The organism is Vibrio sp. 10N.247.311.12 (assembly GCF_041467515.1).
GTDB lineage: Bacteria > Pseudomonadota > Gammaproteobacteria > Enterobacterales > Vibrionaceae > Vibrio > Vibrio crassostreae_C.
The window spans coordinates 166,696-191,520 of sequence record NZ_JBFSUV010000003.1 but is presented as its reverse complement, the minus strand read 5'-3'; the positions used below and the strand labels follow the sequence as shown (position 1 = coordinate 191,520).

The 24,825-nt window shown below is 43.7% G+C and carries 25 protein-coding genes; 14 read left to right on the top strand and 11 right to left on the bottom strand.

The window, feature by feature from the left end:
• Positions 1-289: 289 nt before the first annotated feature.
• The 4 genes from nagA (at position 290) to asnB (ending at position 6,219) form a co-directional block, all read left to right on the top strand.
• On the top strand, positions 290-1,426 hold the full coding sequence (nagA, locus tag AB6E30_RS03275) for an N-acetylglucosamine-6-phosphate deacetylase (protein ID WP_017062193.1): 1,137 nt from the start codon (positions 290-292) through the stop codon (positions 1,424-1,426).
• Positions 1,427-1,428: 2 nt separating this feature from the next.
• Complete coding sequence (locus AB6E30_RS03270) at positions 1,429-2,643, top strand: ROK family protein (protein WP_017062194.1); 1,215 nt, start codon at positions 1,429-1,431, stop codon at positions 2,641-2,643.
• Positions 2,644-2,726: 83 nt separating this feature from the next.
• The gene (locus tag AB6E30_RS03265) at positions 2,727-4,313 is read left to right on the top strand and encodes a cation:proton antiporter (RefSeq protein ID WP_372102589.1); all 1,587 of its coding nucleotides are present in this window, start codon (positions 2,727-2,729) and stop codon (positions 4,311-4,313) included.
• Positions 4,314-4,548: 235 nt separating this feature from the next.
• A complete protein-coding gene (gene asnB, locus AB6E30_RS03260; RefSeq protein WP_017062196.1) occupies positions 4,549-6,219 on the top strand; it encodes an asparagine synthase B in 1,671 nt (556 codons plus the stop codon).
• Positions 6,220-6,297: 78 nt separating this feature from the next.
• Here the strand turns inward: asnB and rfaH are convergent, their stop codons facing one another.
• On the bottom strand, positions 6,298-6,804 hold the full coding sequence (gene rfaH, locus AB6E30_RS03255) for a transcription/translation regulatory transformer protein RfaH (RefSeq protein WP_372083396.1): 507 nt from the start codon (positions 6,802-6,804) through the stop codon (positions 6,298-6,300).
• Between the two features lie 501 nt (positions 6,805-7,305).
• Between rfaH and AB6E30_RS03250 the strand changes: the two genes are divergently transcribed.
• The gene (locus AB6E30_RS03250) at positions 7,306-8,691 is read left to right on the top strand and encodes a peptide MFS transporter (protein ID WP_102393253.1); all 1,386 of its coding nucleotides are present in this window, start codon (positions 7,306-7,308) and stop codon (positions 8,689-8,691) included.
• A 90-nt stretch (positions 8,692-8,781) separates the two neighbouring features.
• Here AB6E30_RS03250 and hemH read toward each other — a convergent pair whose 3' ends face one another.
• The 3 genes from hemH to htpG form a co-directional block, all read right to left on the bottom strand.
• Entirely contained in the window at positions 8,782-9,744 is a 963-nt protein-coding gene (gene hemH, locus AB6E30_RS03245) for a ferrochelatase (RefSeq protein WP_137001204.1), read from the bottom strand.
• Between the two features lie 279 nt (positions 9,745-10,023).
• On the bottom strand, positions 10,024-10,668 hold the full coding sequence (gene adk, locus AB6E30_RS03240; RefSeq protein ID WP_048660860.1) for an adenylate kinase: 645 nt from the start codon (positions 10,666-10,668) through the stop codon (positions 10,024-10,026).
• A gap of 389 nt (positions 10,669-11,057) precedes the next feature.
• Entirely contained in the window at positions 11,058-12,962 is a 1,905-nt protein-coding gene (gene htpG, locus AB6E30_RS03235; protein WP_017062201.1) for a molecular chaperone HtpG, read from the bottom strand.
• Between the two features lie 271 nt (positions 12,963-13,233).
• Between htpG and AB6E30_RS03230 the strand changes: the two genes are divergently transcribed.
• The 3 genes from AB6E30_RS03230 (at position 13,234) to AB6E30_RS03220 (ending at position 15,118) form a co-directional block, all read left to right on the top strand.
• A complete protein-coding gene (locus tag AB6E30_RS03230) occupies positions 13,234-14,145 on the top strand; it encodes a transcriptional regulator (protein ID WP_372083394.1) in 912 nt (303 codons plus the stop codon).
• 1 nt (position 14,146) lies between these two features.
• Positions 14,147-14,662, top strand: a complete 516-nt coding sequence (locus tag AB6E30_RS03225) for a regulatory protein ToxS (protein WP_102393250.1) — start codon at positions 14,147-14,149, stop codon at positions 14,660-14,662.
• Between the two features lie 135 nt (positions 14,663-14,797).
• Entirely contained in the window at positions 14,798-15,118 is a 321-nt protein-coding gene (locus AB6E30_RS03220; RefSeq protein ID WP_017062204.1) for a SelT/SelW/SelH family protein, read from the top strand.
• A gap of 25 nt (positions 15,119-15,143) precedes the next feature.
• Here the strand turns inward: AB6E30_RS03220 and yfcE are convergent, their stop codons facing one another.
• Genes yfcE through AB6E30_RS03195 form a run of 5 tightly spaced genes read right to left on the bottom strand, consistent with a single transcriptional unit; the run spans position 15,144 to position 18,006 of the window.
• On the bottom strand, positions 15,144-15,689 hold the full coding sequence (gene yfcE / locus AB6E30_RS03215; RefSeq protein ID WP_017068995.1) for a phosphodiesterase: 546 nt from the start codon (positions 15,687-15,689) through the stop codon (positions 15,144-15,146).
• Between the two features lie 47 nt (positions 15,690-15,736).
• A complete protein-coding gene (locus tag AB6E30_RS03210) occupies positions 15,737-16,144 on the bottom strand; it encodes a CBS domain-containing protein (protein ID WP_017062206.1) in 408 nt (135 codons plus the stop codon).
• Positions 16,141-16,491, bottom strand: coding sequence for a P-II family nitrogen regulator (locus AB6E30_RS03205; protein ID WP_017062207.1), 351 nt, complete (start codon positions 16,489-16,491; stop codon positions 16,141-16,143). Before AB6E30_RS03205 ends, AB6E30_RS03210 begins: the two co-directional genes overlap by 4 nt.
• A complete protein-coding gene (locus tag AB6E30_RS03200; RefSeq protein WP_017066002.1) occupies positions 16,481-17,275 on the bottom strand; it encodes a DUF1538 domain-containing protein in 795 nt (264 codons plus the stop codon). The genes AB6E30_RS03205 and AB6E30_RS03200 overlap by 11 nt, the downstream gene beginning before the upstream one ends.
• The gene (locus AB6E30_RS03195) at positions 17,272-18,006 is read right to left on the bottom strand and encodes a DUF1538 domain-containing protein (protein ID WP_017072437.1); all 735 of its coding nucleotides are present in this window, start codon (positions 18,004-18,006) and stop codon (positions 17,272-17,274) included. Before AB6E30_RS03195 ends, AB6E30_RS03200 begins: the two co-directional genes overlap by 4 nt.
• 289 nt (positions 18,007-18,295) lie before the next feature.
• On the opposite strand from AB6E30_RS03195, the gene AB6E30_RS03190 reads away from it, so the two are divergent.
• The 6 genes from AB6E30_RS03190 (at position 18,296) to AB6E30_RS03165 (ending at position 23,411) form a co-directional block, all read left to right on the top strand.
• Positions 18,296-19,210, top strand: coding sequence for a TIGR01777 family oxidoreductase (locus tag AB6E30_RS03190; protein WP_372102587.1), 915 nt, complete (start codon positions 18,296-18,298; stop codon positions 19,208-19,210).
• Positions 19,211-19,253: 43 nt separating this feature from the next.
• Entirely contained in the window at positions 19,254-20,081 is an 828-nt protein-coding gene (locus AB6E30_RS03185; RefSeq protein ID WP_017061923.1) for an SDR family oxidoreductase, read from the top strand.
• 396 nt (positions 20,082-20,477) lie between these two features.
• Positions 20,478-21,332, top strand: coding sequence for a co-chaperone YbbN (locus AB6E30_RS03180; protein ID WP_017061924.1), 855 nt, complete (start codon positions 20,478-20,480; stop codon positions 21,330-21,332).
• A 197-nt stretch (positions 21,333-21,529) separates the two neighbouring features.
• Positions 21,530-22,459 carry an SPFH domain-containing protein gene (locus tag AB6E30_RS03175; protein ID WP_017063395.1) on the top strand — a complete coding sequence of 310 codons (930 nt, stop codon included), beginning with the start codon at positions 21,530-21,532 and terminating at the stop codon, positions 22,457-22,459.
• A gap of 3 nt (positions 22,460-22,462) precedes the next feature.
• Positions 22,463-22,912, top strand: a complete 450-nt coding sequence (locus tag AB6E30_RS03170; RefSeq protein ID WP_372102586.1) for an NfeD family protein — start codon at positions 22,463-22,465, stop codon at positions 22,910-22,912.
• A gap of 319 nt (positions 22,913-23,231) precedes the next feature.
• The gene (locus AB6E30_RS03165) at positions 23,232-23,411 is read left to right on the top strand and encodes a hypothetical protein (protein WP_017061927.1); all 180 of its coding nucleotides are present in this window, start codon (positions 23,232-23,234) and stop codon (positions 23,409-23,411) included.
• Between the two features lie 76 nt (positions 23,412-23,487).
• Here AB6E30_RS03165 and cueR read toward each other — a convergent pair whose 3' ends face one another.
• Positions 23,488-23,880: a Cu(I)-responsive transcriptional regulator gene (cueR, locus tag AB6E30_RS03160; RefSeq protein WP_017061928.1), complete on the bottom strand. Its 393-nt coding sequence runs from the start codon at positions 23,878-23,880 to the stop codon at positions 23,488-23,490.
• A 93-nt stretch (positions 23,881-23,973) separates the two neighbouring features.
• Positions 23,974-24,777, bottom strand: coding sequence for a DUF2057 domain-containing protein (locus AB6E30_RS03155; RefSeq protein ID WP_372102584.1), 804 nt, complete (start codon positions 24,775-24,777; stop codon positions 23,974-23,976).
• Positions 24,778-24,825 lie beyond the last annotated feature (48 nt).

Sequence of the window (24,825 nt, the reverse complement as noted above, 5' to 3'; positions counted from 1 at the left end):
TTATCATTCAAAAAAATGAACATTTATGGATAAAATCCAAATCTAATCATTAGGCAAAAAGATGGTAACTCCGGGCTTATAGAGCACCGTGAATAATCATTATTGATGGACCTAAATGTATAATAAAAATCAATTGTTCATATGTTTTTCAACAACTTAAATCGCTTCTCATTTTGAAGCCGTTTGCCCATAAAAGATAAATCGTTACGTAAATGATGCTCGCAAACTAAGTCCGCATTTAGGTAACGAACGAATTTAAAAGATCTCACGAAATAAGGATTAGCTGACTATGTACGCGCTAAGTAACTGTAAAATTTACACTGGTAGTGATGTTCTAACCGATCATGCTGTTGTAATCGAAAACGAACTGATCAAAAAAGTCTGTCCTATCTCTGAATTGCCAGAAGGAATCGAGCTTCGCGACCTAGACGGAGCAAACCTAAGCCCAGGTTTCATTGACCTACAACTGAATGGTTGTGGCGGTGTAATGCTTAACGATGAGATCACTGCAGAAACCATGCAGATCATGCACAAAGCAAACCTGAAATCTGGCTGTACTAGCTTCCTACCAACGCTTATCACCTCTTCAGACGAAGATATGCGTGCGGTTATTACGGCAGCTCGTGAATACCATAACCAGTACCAAAACCAATCTTTAGGTCTGCACCTTGAAGGCCCTTACCTAAACGTTGCGAAAAAAGGCATCCATAGCGTCGATCACATTCGTAAATCTGACAACGAAATGATTGAGCTTATCTGTGAGAACCGTGACCTTGTTGCAAAAGTAACATTGGCTCCAGAGCTTAACGACCCTGAACACATCGAACGCCTGCACAAAGCTGGCGTTGTCGTTTCTATCGGCCACACCAACGCAACTTACGCAGAAGCGCGTCAAGGTTTCGAATCTGGTATCACGTTCGCCACTCACCTGTTCAATGCAATGACGCCGATGGTTGGTCGTGAGCCTGGCGTTGTTGGCGCGATTTACGATACTCCTGAGGTTTACGCTGGCATTATTGCCGACGGCTTCCACGTTGATTACGCAAACATCAGAATTGCGCATAAAATCAAGGGAGAAAAGTTGGTATTAGTGACGGATGCCACAGCTCCTGCAGGTGCTGACATGGAATACTTTATTTTTGTCGGTAAGAAAGTATATTACCGTGATGGTAAGTGTGTTGATGAAAACGGCACACTGGGCGGCTCAGCTCTGACTATGATTGAAGCAGTTCAGAATACAGTTGAGCACGCTGGTATCGCTTTAGACGAAGCTCTTCGCATGGCTACGCTATACCCAGCTACGGCTATCGGTGTAGAAAGCAAGCTAGGTCGAATCAAAAAAGGCATGGTTGCAAACCTAGCTGTATTTGACCGAGACTTTAACGTTAAAGCGACTGTTGTTAACGGACAATACGAGCACAATTAAGTATGAATGGCGGACAAATAGGTAACGTAGACTTAGTTAAACAACTAAACAGTGCGGCGGTATACCGACTTATAGACCAACAGGGGCCTATCAGTCGTATACAAGTGGCTGATGTAAGCCAACTCGCACCGGCAAGTGTTACAAAAATTACCCGCCAACTTTTAGAGCGCGGCCTAATTAAAGAGGTTGCGCAGCAAGCGTCTACTGGCGGTAGACGCGCTATCTCCCTAACCACAGAAGTAGAGCCTTTTCATTCTGTTGCTGTGCGTTTGGGTCGAGACTACATTCAAATAAGCCTGCATGACCTTGGTGGTCGTGAATTGGCTTTCCAACAGCAAGACCTGAATTATTCAGACCAATCAGACCTTACCCAAGGCTTGGTCAATAACCTCAAAGCTTTCATTGCTGAGCATCAACCAAAGATCGATCAACTGATTGCTATTGGTGTCACGCTTCCAGGCTTGGTTAACCCAACGACCGGTGTTGTTGAGTACATGCCGAATACCGACATCGATAACCTCGCATTAAGCGACATTATTCGCGATACATTCCATGTTGCTTGTTTTGTTGGTAACGATGTTCGTGGAATGGCGCTTGCTGAGCACTACTTCGGTGCAAGTAAAGATAGCCAAGATTCTATTTTGGTCAGTGTTCACCGTGGTACAGGTGCAGGTATTATCGTTAATGGTCAGGTTTTCCTAGGTCATAACCGTAATGTGGGTGAAATTGGTCATATCCAAATTGATCCGCTAGGCGAGCAATGCCAATGTGGTAACTTCGGCTGTCTTGAAACAGTAGCGGCAAACCCAGCTATCGTTGAACGCGTGCAGAAGCTGATTAAACAAGGCTATGAGTCTTCTTTAACAGAGCTTGAGCATATTACGATTCAAGACGTTTGTGACCACGCGATTAATGGTGATGAGCTAGCCAAGCAAAGCTTAGTTCGAGTAGGAAACCAGTTAGGTAAGGCTATCGCGATGACGATTAACTTATTTAACCCTCAAAAAGTTATCATTGCTGGTGATATTACCAAGGCACAAGAGATTGTTTTTCCTGCAATTAAGCGCAATGTAGAGAATCAGTCGTTAACGACTTTCCATAGCGGCCTGCCTATTGTAGCATCACAGATCGATAAACATCCTACGATGGGAGCTTTTGCTATGATTAAGCGCGCCATGCTTAACGGCGTGTTACTGCAGAAGCTTCTCGAAGACTAGAGAAAACAATTCTGATTTTCCGCGGGCCGTGTTTGTATAAACACGGCCCGTTTTTTTAAGCTAGGGAACTACAACAACAAGTTATGGAACTTATATTAATATCCACTGCGTTTATCGCAGGATTTATTGCTTTAAAGTGTCACCTTCCCCCATTAGTTGGTTTTTTGGTTGCAGGCTTTGGGCTTTTTGCCTTTGGCTTTGAAACCAATGACACCATCATTACTTTAGCTGACCTTGGTGTCACGCTGCTTCTATTTACTATCGGCTTAAAGCTCGATATCAAAACCCTACTCTCTAAAGAGATCTGGGCTGGCGCGACAATCCACAACCTTTTGTCCACTCTGTTTTTCGCCGTCGCCCTGTTTGGCTTTAAGTTCTTAGGTATTTCATCGCTAGCTGCCATGTCGGTAGAACAGATCGTTCTGCTCGGTTTTGCTCTTTCATTCTCTAGTACTGTATTTGCGGTTAAGACTCTGCAAGAGAAAGGCGAAATGAATGCGACCTACGGAACGTTAGCGATTGGTATCTTGGTCATGCAGGATATCTTCGCCGTAGTATTCTTAACGGCTTCTACGGGCAAAATACCTGAGTGGTATGCAATTGCTCTGTTTGCCCTACCCTTATTACGCCCACTGTTCTACAAAGTGCTCGATTGGGTTGGTCACGGTGAGATGCTGGTTCTTTCCGGCATCTTCTTCGCATTAGTCGTCGGTGCTGGTTTATTCCATTTGGTTGGTGTGAAACCAGATTTGGGGGCTCTTGTTCTAGGTATGTTACTTACTGGTCACCCAAAAGCCTCAGAATTATCAAAGTCGCTGTTTAACCTTAAAGAACTTTTCCTTGTCTGTTTCTTCTTGAATATTGGTCTGTCAGAGCAACCAACCATTCAAGGCTTTATGCTCGCAATCTTGTTCTTGCTGATGCTGCCAGTGAAAGGTGTTCTCTACTTCTTGGTACTCAACCGCTTCAAGTTCCGTGTTCGAACGTCTCTACTTGCCTCGCTATCACTGTTTAACTATAGCGAGTTTGGCCTCATCGTTGGTGGTCTCGCCTTCAAGATGGGTTGGATGTCGGGTGATATCTTAGTTGCCGTTGCCATTGCAGTTTCACTGTCTTTTCTAATCGCTGCTCCTTTAAACCGAGCTGGTCATAAGCTTTATCAGCAGTCAGGTAAATGGCTAAAAGAGCATGCGTCAGAAAAGCTTCACCGACGTGATAAGCGAATTGACCCTGGTCGTGCCCAAGTGCTTATTCTAGGTATGGGCCGAATTGGTACCGGTGCTTATGACGAATTACGTACTCGCTATGGCAAGGTCAGCCTAGGTGTAGAAGTGCGTGAAGAAGCCGCGCACAACCACAGAAGCCAAGGCAGAAACGTGATTTCTGGCGACGCGACTGACCCAGATTTCTGGGAGCGAATTCTAGATACAGCAAACGTAAAGCTGGTGATTTTGGCAATGCCTCACCACCAAGGTAATCAAACCGCTTTAGAACAATTAAAGTCACGTAACTTTAAAGGCCAAATTGCGGCTATTGCTGAATATCCCGATCAACTCGAAACACTGAAAGAGAATGGCGTTGATGCGGCATTTAACATTTACAGCGAGGCTGGTAGTGGTTTTGCTCGCCACGTTTGCGAACAGTTAAATCCAAATATCAATAAAATCTAGTATTAGACAGTGTTCAACTAAACCTCTCAAAACTGCCTATTTTTCGCACTTTTGAGAGGTTTTTGTTTAAAAAACCAACCGCAATTAAACATCACACACCAAAAGCACATAAAAATTAGATAATTTCTAACAGAACACCCTTTATATTATTTTTTTGCTCACATCCGGTTGCTTTTTTTAGCCAGAATGGCAAATTGAATGCAGTTGATTTGGAAATTATTTAAAAGGAAGTTCTATGTGTTCAGTATTTGGCATTCTCGACATTAAAAGTGATGCCGCAGCACTTCGCCCTATTGCTTTAGAAATGTCTAAGAAGCTTCGTCACCGTGGTCCAGACTGGTCTGGTATCTATGCTGGTGAAAAAGCAATCCTTGCTCATGAACGTCTTGCTATTGTTGGCTTGAACAGTGGTGCTCAACCACTATACAGTCAAGACAAAAAGCACATTCTTGCAGTAAACGGTGAAATTTATAACCACAAAGAACTTCGTGCACGCTATGAAGATAAGTACCAGTTCCAGACTGATTCTGACTGTGAAGTTATCCTAGCGCTATACCAAGAGATGGGTGCAGACCTTCTAGAAGAGCTTAACGGTATTTTCGCATTCGTTTTATACGACGAAGAGAAAGACGAGTACCTAGTGGGCCGCGACCATATTGGTATCATCCCGCTTTACCAAGGTTACGATGAGCACGGCAACTACTACGTGGCTTCAGAGATGAAAGCATTGGTTGAAGTATGTAAGACGATCAGTGAATTCCCTCCAGGTAGCTTCTACTCTTCGAAAGATGCTGAACCTCAACGCTACTACATCCGCGATTGGAACGAGTACGCTGCGGTACAAGGCAACAGCACAAGCAAAGAAGAACTGACTGAAGCGCTAGAAGCAGCCGTTAAACGTCAACTAATGACTGACGTTCCTTACGGTGTACTTCTATCTGGTGGCCTGGATTCATCAATTACTTCAGCAGTTGCAAAACGCTTTGCGGCAATGCGTATCGAAGATGATGAGCAATCTGAAGCTTGGTGGCCACAACTGCACTCGTTCGCTGTTGGTCTTGAAGGCGCACCAGACCTTATCGCTGCTCGTGAAGTTGCGGACAAGATCGGAACTGTGCACCATGAGATGACTTACACTATTCAGGAAGGCCTAGACGCAATCCGTGACGTTATCTACCATATCGAAACTTACGATGTAACGACGATTCGTGCATCAACGCCAATGTACTTGCTGGCTCGTAAGATCAAAGCGATGGGCATCAAGATGGTACTTTCAGGTGAAGGTGCTGATGAAATCTTTGGTGGTTACCTGTACTTCCATAAAGCGCCAAACGCGAAAGAGTTCCACGAAGAGACAGTACGTAAACTGCTTGCTCTAAGCATGTTCGACTGTGCTCGTGCAAACAAATCGCTAGCGGCATGGGGTGTTGAAGGCCGTGTACCATTCTTGGATAAAGAGTTCATCGATGTCGCAATGCGTCTGAACCCTGAAGATAAGATGTGCGGTAACGGTAAGATGGAGAAACACATCCTGCGTGAGTGTTTTGAAGACTACCTACCAGATTCAATCGCATGGCGTCAAAAAGAGCAGTTCTCTGATGGTGTTGGCTACGATTGGATTGATACATTGAAAGCAACGGCTGAAGCAAAAGTAACGGATCAACAAATGGAAGCTGCTAAGTTCCGTTTCCCTTACAACACGCCAACAACCAAAGAAGGTTATGCTTACCGTGAAATCTTTGAGGAGCTATTCCCTCTAGAATCTGCGGCAGAGTGTGTACCTGGTGGTCCTTCAGTTGCTTGTTCATCAGCGAAAGCGATTGAGTGGGATGAGTCATTCAAAAACTGTGTCGACCCATCAGGCCGTGCAGTACAAGCCGTTCACAACGATGCTTACAACGCTTAGAGCGTTTTGAACAAATCCTAAAGACTAAAAAAGGCGCATTATGCGCCTTTTGTTTTAAGCCTATTTTTATTACTGCAGTTATGCGCGAGCTTGTAGTGCTTCGTTCTCAATACTGATTGGAATGACTTGGCTGATCATTTTCACCAGCATAATCGATCGAGCCTCACCGTCTTTCTGATCGAAAATAGCTTCAACCCCAGCAAATTGGCCACTCTGAATCTTAACTACCTGTCCAGATTCAAACTCAACACAACAATCTTCCACTTCGTTACTGCAGCACTTCTCAAACTCTTTAAGTTCAAACACCAAGTCTCCTTGGACTTCGTGCGGCAGTGAACCGAACTTAATAAAGTCCACAACGCCACGTGTTGAACGAACGGTCGTGAAGCTAGGACCTTGCTCATAGTCGAAGCGAACAAAGATGTAAGACGGAAACAGCGGTTCTTTGACCTGCTTTTCTTTCCCTCTCACCACCTTTTCGACTTCTATTTGAGGGTAAAAGCACTCTACCCCCTGATTCTCTAAGTGCTGCTGAGCGCGTTTTTGATCACCACGCTTACAGTAAAGCAAATACCAACGTTTCATTTGACTAGCCATTTTATATTTTTAGATATTTTACCACATGCCTAAAACGGTTAAATCACCATTAATAAAATGAATCGTTGCTAACGAAAAATAATGCGTAGCAGACCAATTTATCAACAAAAAGTTATAGGTGTCGGAGTGGTTAAGCATTGTACAGAGATCATTTAGAGATCAAAAGACTCATTGTTGTAAGCATATGTATGCCCCACCTAATGCGCATGCCACTCCCTTAAAACTCAAAATGATACACCAGAGCAATATATCTAAAGATTTTAATTCAACACAACTTTAATGAAGGTTATTAACCAACCAACTCAAATCTGGAAAATTAGTTTGCAGCACATCTAAAATGGGCAACATTAAAAATAAAGATATTTAATATCAACATCTTAGTTAAACCAAGTTGTCGTGACCATAAAATAAGTCTATTGCAGACTTTTATCCCACTGTGTATACATGAATGACTATAAAATCTTTTAATACCTAAAATTAGTAAAACTTATGCCAAGCAACCACAACATCTTTGGCCACCCTAGAGGCCTATTTCTACTTTTTAGCACAGAGCTATGGGAACGTTTCTCTTACTATGCGATGCGTGCCATCCTTGTCTTATTTTTGACTGACACTACCCTCAACGGTGGACTGGGTTGGTCAACGAAAGACGCACTCGATCTCTACGGTATTTACACCGGCTTAGTCTACATCACACCATTAATTGGTGGCTGGATTGCCGATAACTACCTAGGTCAGCGTAAATCAATTATGATTGGCGGTGTATTGATGGCACTTGGCCAATTTACAATGGCTCTACCTAACGGCTTCATCGGTTTAGACCAAGTGAACGCGCTGTACCTTGGTTTAGCTCTGCTAATCAGTGGTAACGGTATGTTTAAGCCGAACATCTCAACCATGGTTGGCGATCTGTACCAAGAAGGCGATAACCGCCGTGACGGTGCTTTCACCATTTTCTACATGGGCATCAACTTAGGTGCGCTGCTTGGTGGCTTAATTTCAGGTGCTGCTGTCGATTCATTCGGTTGGAAAGCAGGTTTCCTAGCCGCTGGTATTGGTATGGTTATTAGCTTGATCATGCAAGTGACAATGGCTCAGTCTTGGTTGGGCAACATCGGTTCTGTACCTGCTGCTGCAAGAGCGAAAGCACTAAACAAATCTAAAGAAAAAGCGCCACTGACCAAAGAAGAGTTCGACAGACTAAAAGTGATTCTTATCATGGGTCTGTTCGTGATTGTTTTCTGGGCGGGCTTTGAACAAGCTGGCGGCCTAATGAACATCTACACTCAACAATATACTGACCGTATGATTGGTGGCTTTGAAGTTCCTGCTGCGTGGTTCCAATCTTTGAACCCATTCTTCATCATTACACTTGCTCCAATCATTGCTGCGTTCTGGGTGAAACTGGGTAAGCGTGAACCCAACTCTCCTGTTAAGTTTGCAATGGCATTGTTCTTCTTAGCACTGGGCTTTGTGTGCATGATGGGCGCGGTAATGGAGCAAGGCGGTGACCTAACCGTGAAAACATCAATGCTATGGCTAGTCGGTGCTTTCTTCTTCCATACCCTTGGTGAGCTTTGTCTATCGCCTATTGGCCTGTCGTTGGTCACTAAGTTAGCTCCGCTTCGCCTAGCATCATTGATGATGGGTGCATGGTTTGGCTTCAATGCGGTGGCAAACTACGTGGCAGGCCTGGTCGGTTCTCACGTTGGTGAGCTTGGTGCTATGTCAATCTTCAGTGGTATTGCTATCACAGCAACGGTGAGTGCCATATTACTGCTGCTTTGTGCTGGTAAGCTTGTATCATGGATGCACGGTGTAGAAACCAACATGACGCTTGAAGCAGAACCAAAAGCAGAAACTTCGGTCGCTTAATAGCTAGATCGATTTCAAGAAGAAACATCAAGATCAAAAAGGGCTGCTCAATGAGCAGCCCTTTTGTTATCTATTCAATCGCCATATCAGTTAGCGATGAAGCGCCACTAGTTCAGCCATCATGTCGATGTGTGAGTCTCTGTCGTTCAGACACATAATGTAGCTAAAGTCTGAGCCACCAGCTTCGATGAAAGTCTCTTTACACTGGTCTGAAATCTCTTCCAATGTTTCCAAGCAATCCACCGAGAATGCAGGCGCCATGATATCGATCTTCTTGATGCCTTTGTTTGGCAGTGATTCAAGCGTCTCATCAGTGTATGGCTTCAACCACTCCTCTCGACCAAATCGAGATTGGTAGGTCATGGTGATGTCTTCTTCAGATAAACCTAGCTCTGCTGCAAGCAGTTTTGTCGTTGCTTCACAGTGCTGTGGATAGATATCGCCTTCATCAGCTAAGCGCTTCGGAATGCCGTGGAACGAACAAACCAAGTGATCAGCTCTGCCATTTTGATCCCAATGACTGCGAACGCTTTCAGCCAGTGCTTTGGCATAGCTCGGGTGTGAATAGTAATCGCGAATAAAGCGATAGCTTGGGATTACAGGCATCTGCTTAAAAGCTTTGGTTAAGCCATCAGAAACAGCCGCTGTCGTTGTACCTGAGTACTGAGGGTACAAAGGCAATACAATAACGTCTTCAACGCCCTGCTCCATCAGTTGTTCGATACCCGTCTTAAGGCTTGGGTTACCATAGGTCATTCCCAATGCAACCGGCATCTCTAATTTTTTCTCTAGCTTTTCCGCTTGTCTCTGCGAGTAAACGAGCAAAGGTGATCCATCATCCATCCAAACCGACTGATATAGCTTCGCAACCTTAGGTGAACGAATAGGAAGAATCACCCCATGCAGAATAGGACACCAAAGCCAACGAGTTAGGTTTACTACTCGCTTGTCGTGCAAGAACTCACTCAAAAATCGACGAACGCCAGCGGGGGTCGCAGAATCTGGCGTACCTAAATTCACCAGTAAAACGCCCTGCTTTTTATTATTTTCCATAGATACCTGAGACCAATATGTGATTTTCTGGAAAGTAATATACTAATCTGCATAAGTTTAAGATCATTGCTTCCCACTAAATGTCTGAATAATCATTCTTTAAACGGGATATCACAACATCTACTTTCGATTGTGAGCCACCTTCATCAAAAACGGTTTCGTCTTGAACGATGTGTAATCGAATTATCTAGATTGGTATCGTACTAAAAATTGAAACAAAAAAAGCGACCCTTAAGGTCGCTTCCAATATATCAAATTCTAAAACTGGCTGTTAGCCAATTATGCTAGTGCTTTCTCAAGTTCTGCACTAACTTCAGCAACTTGCTTAGTACCGTCAAACTTAAGGTACTGAGTGTTGCCTGCTTCAGCTTCTTTACCGTAGTAAGAGATTAGCGGAGCTGTTTGATCGTGGTATACACCTAGACGTGCACGAACTGTTTCTTCTTTGTCGTCATCACGTACAACTAGCTCTTCGCCAGTTACGTCATCTTTACCTTCTTCTTTAGGCGGGTTGTACACAGTGTGGTATGTACGGCCTGAAGGAAGGTGAGCACGACGACCAGCCATACGCTCAACAATCACATCGTCAGCTACGTCGAATTCAACAACGTAATCAACAGCGATGCCCATTTCTTTTAGGCCATCAGCTTGTGGGATTGTGCGTGGGAAACCGTCTAGTAGGAAACCTTTCTCACAGTCATCTTGAGCGATACGCTCTTTGATAAGACCAAGGATAATTTCATCAGAAACTAGCTGACCAGCGTCGATTACTGATTTTGCTTGCTTACCAAGCTCAGTACCCGCTTTGATAGCAGCACGTAGCATGTCACCAGTTGAAATTTGAGGGATACCAAATTTGTTCATGATGAAGTTAGCTTGAGTACCTTTACCCGCGCCAGGAGCACCTAGAAGAATGATGCGCATGTTTAATCCTCTTATAAAATTATGATTTATACCGAAGCTCACTATCCCTCCATTCTTGCTCATTTTTAGGATGAACAGAAAGCGTTAAGTAACCATTGAGGCTAAGCAAAACTGTGAACAGAAGCAAAACGGTAAGTTTCGGTATAACGTTTAAAAATCATACAACTGGAGATAGTAGCTTCCTAGCCCCAGCTGATTAGGTCGAGCATTCTATCACATTAATATTCAATTTGGCTGAATTTACGACTAAAGAATGCATCGACAACATTTGTTGTGACGATAACGGTGACGTCGACCACGTTAGGTCAATTTTCAACGACGTTCATAAAAAAAAGCCCGCATTTGCGAGCTTTTTATTGTAATTGTTGGCTTAACCTAAAGTCGAAAGACTAACGCTTTGTTAGTAGCTCGTTGATTGCACCCAAGAATTGTGACGGATCTTCCATTGAGCCCTTTTCAGCCAGCATCGCTTGACCAAGTAGCAACTCAACCCAACGACCAAACGCTTGCTCGTCTGCTTCGTCAGCCATCTGTTTAACCAGTGCGTGCTCAGGGTTAATCTCGAAGATGTACTTCACTTCCGGTGCCGCTTGACCCGCAGCTTCAAGAAGCTTCGCCATTTGCGTGCCCATTTCGAAGTCGTCAGTCACAACAACCGCAGGTGTCGTTGCTAGCTTGAAGGTCGTACGAACTTCTTTAACACGACCACCTAGGTAAGATTGAGTACGCTCAACAACAGATTTGAACTCTTCTTCTGTCTCTTTTTGCTTCTCTTTCTCTTCTTCACCTTCAAACTTACTTAGGTCTAAGCCTGCTTTAGTGATCGATTGGAACTGTTTACCGTCGAAGTCAGTCAGGTAGTTCATTACGTACTCATCAATACGATCGTACATTAGAACCACTTCAATACCTTTAGCTTTGAACTGCTCCAAGTGCGGGCTGTTTTTAGCGGCAGCGTAGCTATCTGCTGTCAGGTAGTAAATCTTATCTTGGCCTTCTTTCATGCGCTCAACGTAAGATTCTAGGCTGATGGTTTGTTCAGCAGAATCCACTTCCGTTGACGAGAAACGAAGTAGACCAGCGATCTTCTCTTTGTTCGCCATATCTTCAGCCGGGCCTTCTTTCAATACTAGGCCGAACTCTTTCCAAAACTCTAGGTACTTATCATTGTCATTCTTCGCCATGCGCTCAAGCATAGTCAGTACACGCTTGGTACATGCGCCACGAAGAGACTGAGTTACCTTGTTGTCTTGCAGGATTTCACGAGACACGTTCAATGGCAGATCGTTTGAGTCAATCAAGCCACGAACGAAACGCATGTAAGATGGCATGAACTGCTCTGCGTCATCCATGATGAATACACGCTGCACGTAAAGTTTCAAGCCACTCTTGTGGTCACGGTTCATCATGTCCCAAGGTGCTTTCGCTGGGATGTAAAGCAGGCTTGTGTAATCGTTCTTACCTTCAACCTTGTTGTGGCTCCAGGTTAGTGGATCAGCAAAGTCGTGAGATACGTGTTTGTAAAACTCTTGGTACTCTTCTTTCTCGATATCAGACTTGTTACGAGTCCAAAGTGCTTGCGCCTTGTTGATCTGTTCCCAATGTTTCTCTTCGGTGTCTTTACCTTCGTCATCTTTCACTGCTGTGAAGATAGAAACAGGAATGCCGATGTGGTCAGAATATTTACCAATCACTTCACGCAGACGCCACTCATTTAAGAACTCTTTACCGTCTTCACGCATGTGCAGAACGATGTCAGTACCACGAGACTCTTTAGTGATGTCTTCGATTGTGTAATCGCCTTCACCTGCAGAGTGCCACTGAACAGCTTCATTGTTCGGCAGGCCAGCTGCACGTGTGCGAACCGTTACCGCGTCTGCGACGATGAATGCAGAATAGAAACCCACACCAAATTGACCAATCAGTTGAGAGTCTTTGCTTTGGTCTTCAGACAGCTTTGAGAAAAAATCTGCAGTGCCTGACTTAGCAATCGTACCTAAATGCTCAATAACGTTGTCGCGGCTCATACCGATACCGTTATCAGAAATGGTTAACGTGTTTGCTTCCGCGTTGAAAGAAAGTTTTACACCTAGATCTGCATCACCTTGGTAAAGGTCACCGTTCGATAGAGCTTGAAAACGAAGCTTATCAGCCGCGTCAGATGCGTTAGAGATCAGCTCACGTAGAAAGATTTCTTTATTTGAATACAGTGAGTGAATCATTAGATGAAGTAGTTGTTTTACTTCAGATTGAAAGCCACGAGTCTCTTTATTTTGCGTTGCCGTTTCGCTCATTTTTACTCCAAAACATCTATACTTTATGTTGAATAATCATAGGGGCGTAACACTTGATGCCACTCTTCTGTTCATTAACATGAGGATGACAAATGTAAATTCAAGGTCAAAAATCATAAAAACACTGTTTTTTTTATCTGTTTTTATTATCCTTGAGCCTGATAAATATAAAAGAACATAAAATAAGCCATGATTTGGTGAAGAATTAACGGAACTTCACCTGAGATTTGTCTATTTCGCCCCCCAAAACAATCCAAAATAGAAGAATTCAATGAGTAATATCGGCACAAAGTTTATTCTCGCACAACGGTTCGTATTCGACCCAAACAGCAATTCACTTGTCGATCAAATGAGCGACGGTGAAGTCGTACGTCTTGGTAGCAATGAAAGCCGCATTCTCTTGATGCTGTCAGAAAGGCCTAATGAAGTTATCACTCGTAATGAATTGCATGAGTATGTTTGGCGAGACCAAGGCTTTGAGGTGGATGACTCAAGCTTAACGCAAGCCGTATCGACTCTGAGAAAGATGCTCAAAGACTCGACTAAATCTCCTGAATTCGTAAAGACAGTACCGAAGCGCGGTTACCAATTTATTGCGACCGTTGAGCGCTCTGCGCCACTGTCATCAAATGATCAGCCAGTAGCCGCTGAAATTGCAGAAAATGACGTTGAACCTATCCTAACGTTTGCAACGCCTGCAGCGACTGAACAAGCAATCACTGACACATTTGAACCTGAGCCAATTACAAAAGCTCAACAAACTAAAGTGGCAGTAGAACCAGCAACCGCTCCTGTTGTAGCTCCGGCTAAAAGCACCAATAAATGGTTAACATTTTGGTTACTGCTTGCCGCTTTCATCATGCCGATTCTCGTTTTAACGTTTACTACCCCGGTGGAGTCCGAGTTCACGGTTTTGACTGAAGTGGATGGTGTAAAGGTTCAATCACCGGTTAACCACCCAGACCTCAGCAGTTGGCTGCCAGCAATAGAAAAGTGTGTATTAAGTTACAACACGAGTCACACTGGTGTGTTAAAGCCGGCTGAAGTGATCGCTACAGGAGGACAAACCAATAACCTTGCCCTCAATTACATTCACCCGCAAGATTACTCGAGCGAAAATGTAACCCTAAGAATTTACGCAAACCAGTCGGATGTAAACGACATTTGTAACGGTGGTAAGTAACATGAAATTAAAAGTATCGATTATCTTACTGGTTCTATCGGCATTTTTGAGTGGTTGGCTATATTGGAGCAGCAATGCAAAAGTAGAGCGCTTGCTCACTCAGCATGAATGGCAGTCGAGAATGGTGACGCTGATTAGCGATAACAAGCAAGCTGACTCAATAGGCCCACTTCGTAGAGTTGAACTATCATCGAATGCGAAATACCTACCAAATGGTACATATTTAAGAATGTCAGTGGTTAGACTTTACGGTAATCAAACTGAGCCTGCGAATGTCATCAACATCTCTGAAACGGGTCAGTGGGATATTAACGATAACTACTTACTGATTTCGCCAACGGAGTTTAAAGATGTGACCTCGGCTCAGCGCCAAGACTTTTCAGAAGAACAGCTAGAGCTGATCACTCAAGTCATTAAGATGGACGCAGAGCAAAGCCGCCGCATAGATATTGTTAACCCGAAGGCACTGCTACTGACTAGCTTAAATCATGGTTCTACCGTATTGTTTTCAAACTAAGATTGGATCGCTATTTACTGTTTATGAATAGCTGAATACCATGAAACGGTAAACCAATAGAAAAAAGGGGCATGAAGCCCCTTTTTTGTTAGCCGTTGGTATCAAATTACGGATGTAGCATTTTAAGGATTAACCATGAAAACGGAACAACCTAATCTGGCGCCAGCGAAAGAGACAGCAACAAAAGCCACAATCGCGATACACTATTGCCGTCAATGCAATTGGATGCTTCGCTCTAGTTGGTTATGCCAAGAGCTACTGCATACCTTCAGCGAAGAAATTGAACAAGTGAGCTTACACCCAGACACAGGAGGCAGGTTCGAAATCTTTTGTAATGGTGTGCAGATTTGGGAAAGAAAAGCAGATGACGGTTTTCCAGAGGCGAAAGTTCTGAAGCAAAGAGTACGAAACATCATTGCTCCAGACAGAGATCTCGGCCACGTGGACTCAAAATAAGCCCTTTTACGGCCGATCCAATGATTTAAAGCTGACCACTCACGAGAACATCACCTTCAAGGCTAATGACTTTGAAGGTATTGTTTTCATAGATGCCATAGCTTGCCGCGTGTCCCTCTCGTGGGAATGTCACCGAGCTAGGGTTAAAGATAAAGATGTCATCTTGGTATTCGGCGACAGGAATATGGGTATGACCGTGTGCAATGATATCGCCCGCCTTCAACGCAGGGCGTTTATTGGTGTTGTACAAATGGCCATGCGTTAGGAAGATACGCTGGCCTGATTCTAATAGCACCCACGAGTAATCCATCATCATTGGAAAAGACAACAACATCTGATCCACTTCGCTATCGCAGTTACCACGAACGGCAATGATCTCTTGAGAAAACGCATTCAACTTATCTGCAACCGCCGGCGGGTTGTATCCTTCTGGAATCGGATTTCTTGGTCCATGATTCAGAATGTCACCCAATAGAACTAAATATTGCGCACCAGATGCTTGGTAGAGTTCTAATACCTTTTCTGTTGCTGGCAGCGAACCGTGTAGGTCTGAAGCAAAAAATAATTTCACACGTACTTCTCCATAAAATTTATGAGCCTATTGTACGTATCTAAATGCTACACGTCATCTCTCGCCATACCATTGATCACGATATTATTGTAACTAACCATACCGACTATCTTGTTATCACGAACTACTGGCGCACGACTGATACCAAAGCGTTCAAACAGGCGAGCGCAATACTTTACGTTCATCTCAGCAGACACGCTTAGCGCTGGCTTGGTCATGATCTCATAAACATTGGTTCGCTTTGGAGATCGGTTCTTAGCCAGTACTTTCTTGGCAATGTCATTCATCAATACGATGCCGTATTCGTCATCTTCGTGGCGTTTATCGACAATGATTGCCTTCACTTTGTGCTTTTTAGCCATCTCTATCGCTTCTAACACCGTGGTTAGCCCATCGATAATCACATACGTATTGGCCATGACATCGCCTACTCGGATCTTTTCACTGGTACTCATAGCTCATCCTCCACAACCTTTGTTAACGTCTCGACTTGATGCGCAACCCCGACTGCGTCTTCGATATCGATCTGCACCGCTATACCTTGTCCTGACTCCTGGTCAAACTCACCGACTTCGCCAATAGTTTCAAGAATATGCCTCGCTAAGTGTTCCTCAACCACAAACAGCAACACATCTTTTTGTACCTCTAGCGTTAGGCCAAAGAAGGTGGTTTTTTGGTTTAAGCCTTGCCCTCTGGCGTTGTTAATCACCGTTGCTCCAGTCGCGCCCGCATCACGCGCGGCATCGAGCACAGTGTCAGTCTTGCTCTCTTCTACAAACGCTAAGATAAGTTTAAAGCGCATCTTTGCTCTCCTTAGAGGTGTGTAAACGGTTTAACCATTGTGTTATTTGGGCATAGCCCATCACTGAAATGATGGGAAATAAGCTGGCAAAGGCGATCAACCCAAAGCCATCAATAACAGGGTTTCTTCCTGGTACGGTTGAAGCGAGTCCAAGCCCGAGCGCCGTCACTAAAGGGACTGTCACCGTTGATGTAGTGACGCCACCCGAATCGTAGGCCAATGGAATAATGAGTTTTGGGGCGTAAAAGGTTTGAATGACCACGACGACATAACCAAAAATGATGTAGTAGTGGATCGGGTCACCCGCAACGATACGGTAGCTGCCCAGTGAGATACCGATAGCAACGCCCAATGCCACGGCGATCCTCAGCCCATTGACGCTGATACTGCCACCGGAAACTTGGTTCGCCTTAATCGCTACAGCTATCAAAGAAGGCTCGGCTATCGTGGTGCTGAAACCAATACAAAACGCAAACAGGTAAACCCAATAATAATCAAACCAAACCAAAGCAAGACCAGAACTGATCTTAAACTCAGTCAAAAAGCTTGGCTCGGTGAGTTGCATTGCCATCGTCTCCCCTAGAGGGAATAACGCGAGCTCCAATCCCATCAAAAAGAGTGATAAGCCAAGAATGACGTAGAAGAAACCGATCAGCACTTTGGCTAGGTTATTGACTGGCTTTCGTAATACCGCCAACTGAAAACCGAAGATGATGATCGCAATCGGGATCACATCCATCACAGTGCCGAGAAAGGTGTCGATAAATTGTTGAACACTGATCATGTCACCACCATCCCGTACACCATGACAAACATCATCGGCAGCAACGAAGCAAACGCGATCAACCCAAAACCATCTATCATCGGATTACGCCCTTTAATTGCCGAGGCTAAACCCACCCCTAACGCAGTTACTAATGGGACGGTGATCGTCGATGTCGTTACTCCACCAGAGTCATACGCAATTCCAATGATGTTTTCCGGAGCAAATGCAGTGAGCACGACCACTCCAATATATCCACCGATGATCATGTACTGGATTGGCCAACCTTTTAAGATTCTCAGCACACCGAGTAAAATAGCGATACCGACTGACAGTGCCACAGTAAAGCGCAGGCCATTGGCATACTGCTCCATTTCATCTAACGTATTGGGGATTACACCTCCCTCAGCTGCCACTTCTGCGGCTTCGGCAGCGACTGCGGTTAACGCTGGCTCGGCTATGGTGGTACCAAAACCCAAACAAAAAGCGAAGATCAATAACCAGAACACACTCCCCTTTCTGGCAAATGCTTGAGCCATCGATTCGCCAATTGGAAACAACCCCATTTCAAGGCCAAAGATAAAGAAAGTGAGTCCAAAAACGACGAGCACTAAGCCAGTCAGAATAGATAAAAGATGAGGAAGTGGCTCTTGTAAGACAGCAAGCTGGAAGAAAGCGATTACCGCCACGATTGGCAATAGATCCCTCAGGCTACCTAACATGGATCGAAACAAAGCAAGCACCGCCGTCATCGCAATTCCTTGTCGCTGATTATGAATTAATAATAATCATGGCAAATCCTTATCATTGCTTATGTGACAAATATTACGCAGTTGGTAACATATCCGAGTAAAGTGCATAAGTGTGATGACGGTACACATCCTGACTTGATGAATTTAATTTCACTCCTTTGTAAATTGAAAAAGGCGTAATTTGGGCATCACACGATTGAAACCTTATGATCGTTATAGTGATTTTTTCGTATTGATTGGCGACTAAAAACAAGCCATGTCTATAATTATGTTTAATAGGGAGATTGGTATGAAGATATTGTTAACGGGTGGTACTGGATTTATTGGCTCTGAATTGGTCAAGAGTTGGAACACTGACGACGTGACATTGCTGACGCGGAGTCCTGAAAATGCGAAGCAAAACCTAAATCACCTCAACCAGAACAACCTTCATTACATTCAATCCCTTGATGAGCTCAGTGATCTCAATGACTTTGATGTGGTGGTCAACCTCGCGGGTGAGCCGATTGCCGATAAGCGTTGGAGTACAGAACAAAAAGAGAGGATCTGTAACAGCCGCTGGCACATCACTGAAAAGCTGGTCGAATTAATTCATGCCAGTAGCAACCCGCCACACGCTTTTATTAGCGGTTCAGCCGTGGGTTACTATGGCGATCAACAGCAGCACCCGTTTGACGAGTCACTGCAAGTAGAAGATGAAAGCTTTCCTCATAAAGTCTGTGCCCACTGGGAAAAGATAGCCAAGAGAGCACAATCAGAAAGCACACGCGTGATACTACTGCGAACAGGGGTTGTACTTGGCGAGAATGGCGGCGCACTCAAGAAGATGCTATTGCCTTATAAACTCGGCGTCGGTGGTCCAATAGGTTCAGGTGAGCAGTACATGCCATGGATTCACATTCTCGATATGGTGAGAGCCATCAATCACTTGTTGTCTATCCCTCACGCTCAAGGGGAATTCAATATGTGTGCCCCTCACCCTGTGACCAACAAACTGTTCAGCAGCACGTTAGCGAAACAATTAGGCCGACCGCATTTCTTATTCACGCCGAAATGGGCAATGTCGATTCTCATGGGGGAATCATCTTGTTTGCTATTTGACAGCATTCGCTCCAAGCCGAAGAAACTCACTGAGATGGGATTCATCTTTAGTTACTCAAGAATCGAGCCAGCACTAAAAAACTTGTTACAACATCAAGACTAATTCTTTACCCTAGAGCGATAGAGACTCTAATAAAGGATTAAGTGTGAACAAGTCGATTCTGATTACCGGTTGCTCAACAGGTATTGGCTATACATGTGCTCATGCACTTCAAAAGCGTGGTTTTCATGTCATTGCATCTTGTCGTGATCCACAAGATGTTCAACGCCTTCAAGATGAAGGCCTCACCTGTATTCAATTAGATCTTTCCAACCAAGAAAGTATTGAGCATGGCGCCAAGCTTGCTATTGATCTCGCACCTAATGGATTGTATGGATTATTCAATAACGGTGCTTACGGTCAAGCAGGTGCGCTAGAAGACTTACCGACCCAAGGACTCAGAGAACAATTCGAAACCAACTTCTTTGGTTGGCATCATCTCGTCTGTCAGATCCTTCCGCACATGCGCGAGCGTGGCGAAGGTCGAATCGTACAAAACAGTTCCGTATTAGGTTTTGCAGCCATGAAGTATCGTGGTGCTTATAATGCTTCTAAATTCGCGATTGAGGGTTGGACAGATACCTTACGATTAGAACTGCATGGCAGCGGTATACAGATCTCATTACTGCAACCAGGGCCAATTGAGACTCAATTTAGAACCAATGCCTTGAAAGCGTTCAATAAATGGATCAACATTTCTGGCAGCGCCCACCAAGACGCTTACCAACAACAAAAAGATCGACTCGAAAAAGAATCATCGAATAACGCTTTTGTCCTGCCTCCAGAAAGTTGTATTGAGCCGGTATTCCATGCTCTCACCGCCGACAAACCCAAGCTAAGATACCGAGTTACGACCCCGACTAAAGTGTTCGCGGTATTGAAAAGGATTCTACCAAGTCGCTTGCTAGACCCTATTTTGAGAAAAGCTGCATAAATTACTAACTTTGAATGCAGAGTCGCAAACTTTAATGTAACGATGTAATTTTTCCGTAACAATAAGATGTCATGATTATCCTATCCCATCAGTTATTCCCAATTGATGGTTCTACTCTGGAAATCTCATGACTTTAAACCGCCTTAATTGGGTAGGTGTGGGTCTGGCGATTACGTTGTTTATTCTGTTTTGAGTATCTCACGCAACGCCTCACTGACTACCTCGATGATAACGCTATGCCTTCGATGTTGAGATAACAATTATATCAACATCGAAGCATAGCGTTTTTCTATTTTTGGTTCTTTTTATCCGAGATAACCGAGTTAGATCTTGAAGTTACCGACTAATCCCCCCATATTTGCAACGTATCCACAAAACAAACCTCAAGGAACGTAAATGCAATCTCCGCATATTGTTGAACTTAATGAGCAGAACTTTCGTCAAGTATTAGAAGGTTCGATGCAGACCCCTGTACTCATCCATTTTTGGGCACCAATGAGCCAAGAGAGCGCCCAAGTCATTCCTGAACTGCAAACTTTAACTCAGCAATACAACGGTGCCTTCACCTTAGCCCTGCTCAATTGCGAACAAGAGCAAGCTATTGCTAGCCAGTTTGGTGTTCAAGCACTGCCCACTATTGCACTGTTTGTTAATGGTCAGCCAGTCGATGGGCTCGGTGGCCCTCAAAGCATAGAAGCTATTGTAGATATGCTCAGCAAACACCTTCCTAGCCAAGATGAACTTGCTTTGCGTCAGGCTCTTGAGCAAATGCAAGCTGGCGAGCACACACAGGCACTAGCAGCAATGCAGCAACTTCCAGCAGAGCTGACGAATAAAGGTGAAGTAAAACTGGCGATCGCAGAGTGTTTGTTAGAAACACAACAATTTGACCTTGCTGAAACTCAGCTAGCAACTATCCCTCTTGAGTACCAAGACAACTACTACAAAGGCTTAGTTGCAAAGCTTGAACTTCATAAACAAGCAGCAGACAGCCCTGAAATACAAGCATTAGAAGCCGCTCTTCAGCAAAATCCGAGCGACGCTAAAACAGCATCTGAATTAGCATTGCAATATCACCAAGTGAACCGCAGTGAAGAAGCTATGGATCTATTATGGTCTTTCCTAGCCAAAGATCTTAATGCTCTCGATGGTGACATGAAGAAAGAGTTCATGGACATCTTGAGTGCGCTTGGACAAGGTAACCCAGTTGCCAGTAAGTACCGTCGACAACTGTACTCTCTGCTTTACTAGTTAAACCTAAAAAGCCGTAGATTAAACATCGAAAATTGACAATTCAATCAATTAGTTTATCGCATAATAGAATGTAAAATGGGCCATAAAATCAATGTTTTATGGCCCATTTCTCGTTTATAAATTTGCTCAGAATTTAAATATGAGCCAGTATCAATACTGAACTATCAAAAACTCAAACTTGCAAAGGATTTTGTATGCCTATTGATACCTTGATTACTATCGGCGTCTTTACTGCCGTCGCACTGTTATTTATCTTCGCTGGCGTAAAAACCGTTCCACAAGGCAACAACTGGACCGTTGAACGCTTCGGGCGATACACACACACCCTTAAACCGGGTCTTAACTTAATCATTCCATTTATTGATAAAGTTGGACAGCGCATCAGCATGATGGAGCGTGTTCTCGACATCCCAGCACAAGAAGTCATCTCCAAAGATAATGCAAATGTGGTTATCGATGCGGTTTGTTTTGTTCAAGTTATCGACGCGCCTAAGGCAGCTTATGAAGTGAATGACCTTGAACATGCGATCCGTAACTTAACCCTCACCAATATCCGTACTGTGCTTGGCTCGATGGAACTGGATGAGATGCTGAGTCAGCGTGACATGATCAATACCAAGCTACTGAACATCGTTGATGAAGCGACAAACCCTTGGGGCGTAAAAGTCACCCGTATCGAAATTAAAGACGTACAGCCACCAGCAGACCTTACTGCTGCGATGAATGCCCAGATGAAAGCCGAGCGTAATAAACGTGCTGATATCTTAGAAGCAGAAGGTGTACGACAAGCTGAGATCTTGAAAGCAGAAGGCCACAAGCAATCAGAGATCCTGAAAGCAGAAGGTGAGAAGCAAGCGGCAATATTGCAAGCAGAAGCCCGTGAGCGTGCCGCAGAAGCAGAAGCTAAAGCGACAGAAATGGTATCAACGGCAATTGCTCAAGGTGACATGCAAGCGGTCAATTACTTCATTGCACAAGGTTACACCGACGCATTGAAATCTATAGGCCAAGCTGAAAACGGCAAGATCATCATGCTACCACTCGAAGCAACTGGCCTTATGGGTTCTGTAGCGGGTATCGCGGAGATGTTTGCACATAAGAATGACAAAGGTAGTAAGGACTAACTTATGGTCGAATTACTAGAACAAGTAAACCACTGGCATTGGTTAGCGTTTGGTCTAGCATTGTTAGCGCTTGAGCTAATTGGAACCGCTGGTTACTTTTTATGGATAGGCATATCTGCCATGCTGGTCGGTGCCCTATTAGGAGCATTACCAATTGGTTGGCAGGTGCAATGGCTGTCCTTTGCTAGCTTCTCTCTTATTACCACTTGGTTGTGGTGGAGAAGACAACTCTCGAATGACAAGCAATCGGATGCAGGGCGAGAGTTAAACCAAAGAGAAAAGCAATTGGTAGGTCAAACCGTTATTTTAAGTGAAGACGTAAAGAAAGGTAGCTGTCGAATTAAGTTCGGTGACTCTTCTTGGTCAGCAAAGGCCAGTCAAGATATTCCATCTGGAACCGAAATTAAGATTGTCGCTTTAGACGGAATCGTTCTAATAATAGAACCTTTATAAACAAGAGCTATATGAAGCCTGCATTTTCAATAAATGCAGGCTTTTTCTATTTTTGAACCTTAATAATATTCGAATTATCATTGCGATAGATTGAATTGAAAAAAAAATAAGTTCTTATTTCGTAAAGCTAAAAAGTTTGATTGAGCTAAAAAGGTATAAGAAAGCCAGATTTCTTACCCAATATATATATGAATAGTTAACCTTACTCTCGCTTATTTATAATTATTAAAAATGTTAAGTCCGTCCAATTTTTGAAATTTTCTTTTCCTTGTCCATACTTTCAATTATCTCAATTAGAGATAAACCTAATGGAGTTTGTATGAGACATTTTTTAATAATTCTAACGGCTATTTTCAGCTTGTCATTTGGAAGCGCTCTAGCGAGCAGTCAGTCTCCTGGTAACGGAAACATGGGGCCTATCGTTAAGTGTTCAGATGGTAACGCAGTCACTCATGTACCACTGTTGATCTGTAAACATTACGGCGGAAAGGTGCTGTGATAGGTGCTGTGATAGGTGATTAAAGTCAGGCTAGTAATGAAATTGCTGCCTGACGATCATTTAGAACTGGAATAACCTAACTGCGGCCAGATAGATTATTCAAGATAGGACATTCCGTTGAAGTATCTCCAGGGCAGTCATGTACCCAAGATTGTAGCTGCACCTTCATCTTGTTTAACTCCGCAAGCTTCAACTCTATTTCATCTAACTTCTGAGTAGCCTTCTTCTTTACTTCGTAGCTTTGTCTGTTGGGATTCATTGCCAACTCAACCAGTGACTTACACTCATCGAGAGTGAAACCAACCATTTTAGCTCTCAAAACGAACTCTAACTGTTCGATATGAATCTCGCCATATTGCCTGTAACCATTTTCTGATCGGTGCGGTGGGCTCATCATGCCTTTACTTTCGTAAAAACGAATGGATTTCGCTGTTGTACCAACACGCTTCGCTACTTCACCAATATTCACAATCTTACCTGTAAGCCTAAAATGAAAAACCGCAGTACTGCTGTTATACAATACTGCGGCTGAAAAACATAGCTAGGGTGTAACGTTAGAAACTTACTCTTGTTCTAACAACCAAATCATAGTTTGAGATTTTTCTTCACTGTCTAGCTTATTAAACCAATATGAAACCATTTCGATCTCTTTTGAGCCTTCTAGTGATTCTGGCGTCGCGTTCTTACGGTTTTGGAATGCCCAGTCCGTCACAGCAGATTGCTCTTCTTTTGTCGCTTGACCATACCAGTAATTAACCATCTCTTGAGCTTGAGACGCTTTTGGTTCTTCAACAACTACAGCCGCAACAGGTACCGCAACCGGAGCAACAGCGATAGCCGTATGATTATTTGCACCATTATAGATTGTGTCGATATACGCTTTCGGCACAATGAAAGTTGTACTCATGACTGAGTTTTGCCCATCAAGCGTAAACTCTAAGTTCTTTTCTCTTGCTTGCTGTATATCAGCGTCGCTTAATGGGAATTTAATATATTGAGTCTTTGTGCAATGTTCGCTGCAGCTTTCTCTTGGTACTTGTCTATCTTCTAATTCTATCGTTTTACCAAAAAAACTAACCGTTTCGTACTCTTTGTAACTTTGGAAGTAACTCACGTCCATAGTAATTGAAGATTCTGGGGCAGTATTTGGTGTTACTTCTTTATTGTATGTAAAGTAAAGCGACGACTTGAGAATGTCTGCTCCTACATTTGCTCTATTTTCTGCTACGTAAGATTGACCGGTTACTTTAATGTAACCACCTTTGGGCTGCACATCCGCCACTGAATCTGCAAAATTACTTTTTGAATCGAGTGAACTACAAGCTCCCAAAAATAATGATAATACAACTACACTAACTTTATTCATTATGACTAATTCCTTATGTTCACTATGGAAAAACGCTGGCAAAATAAT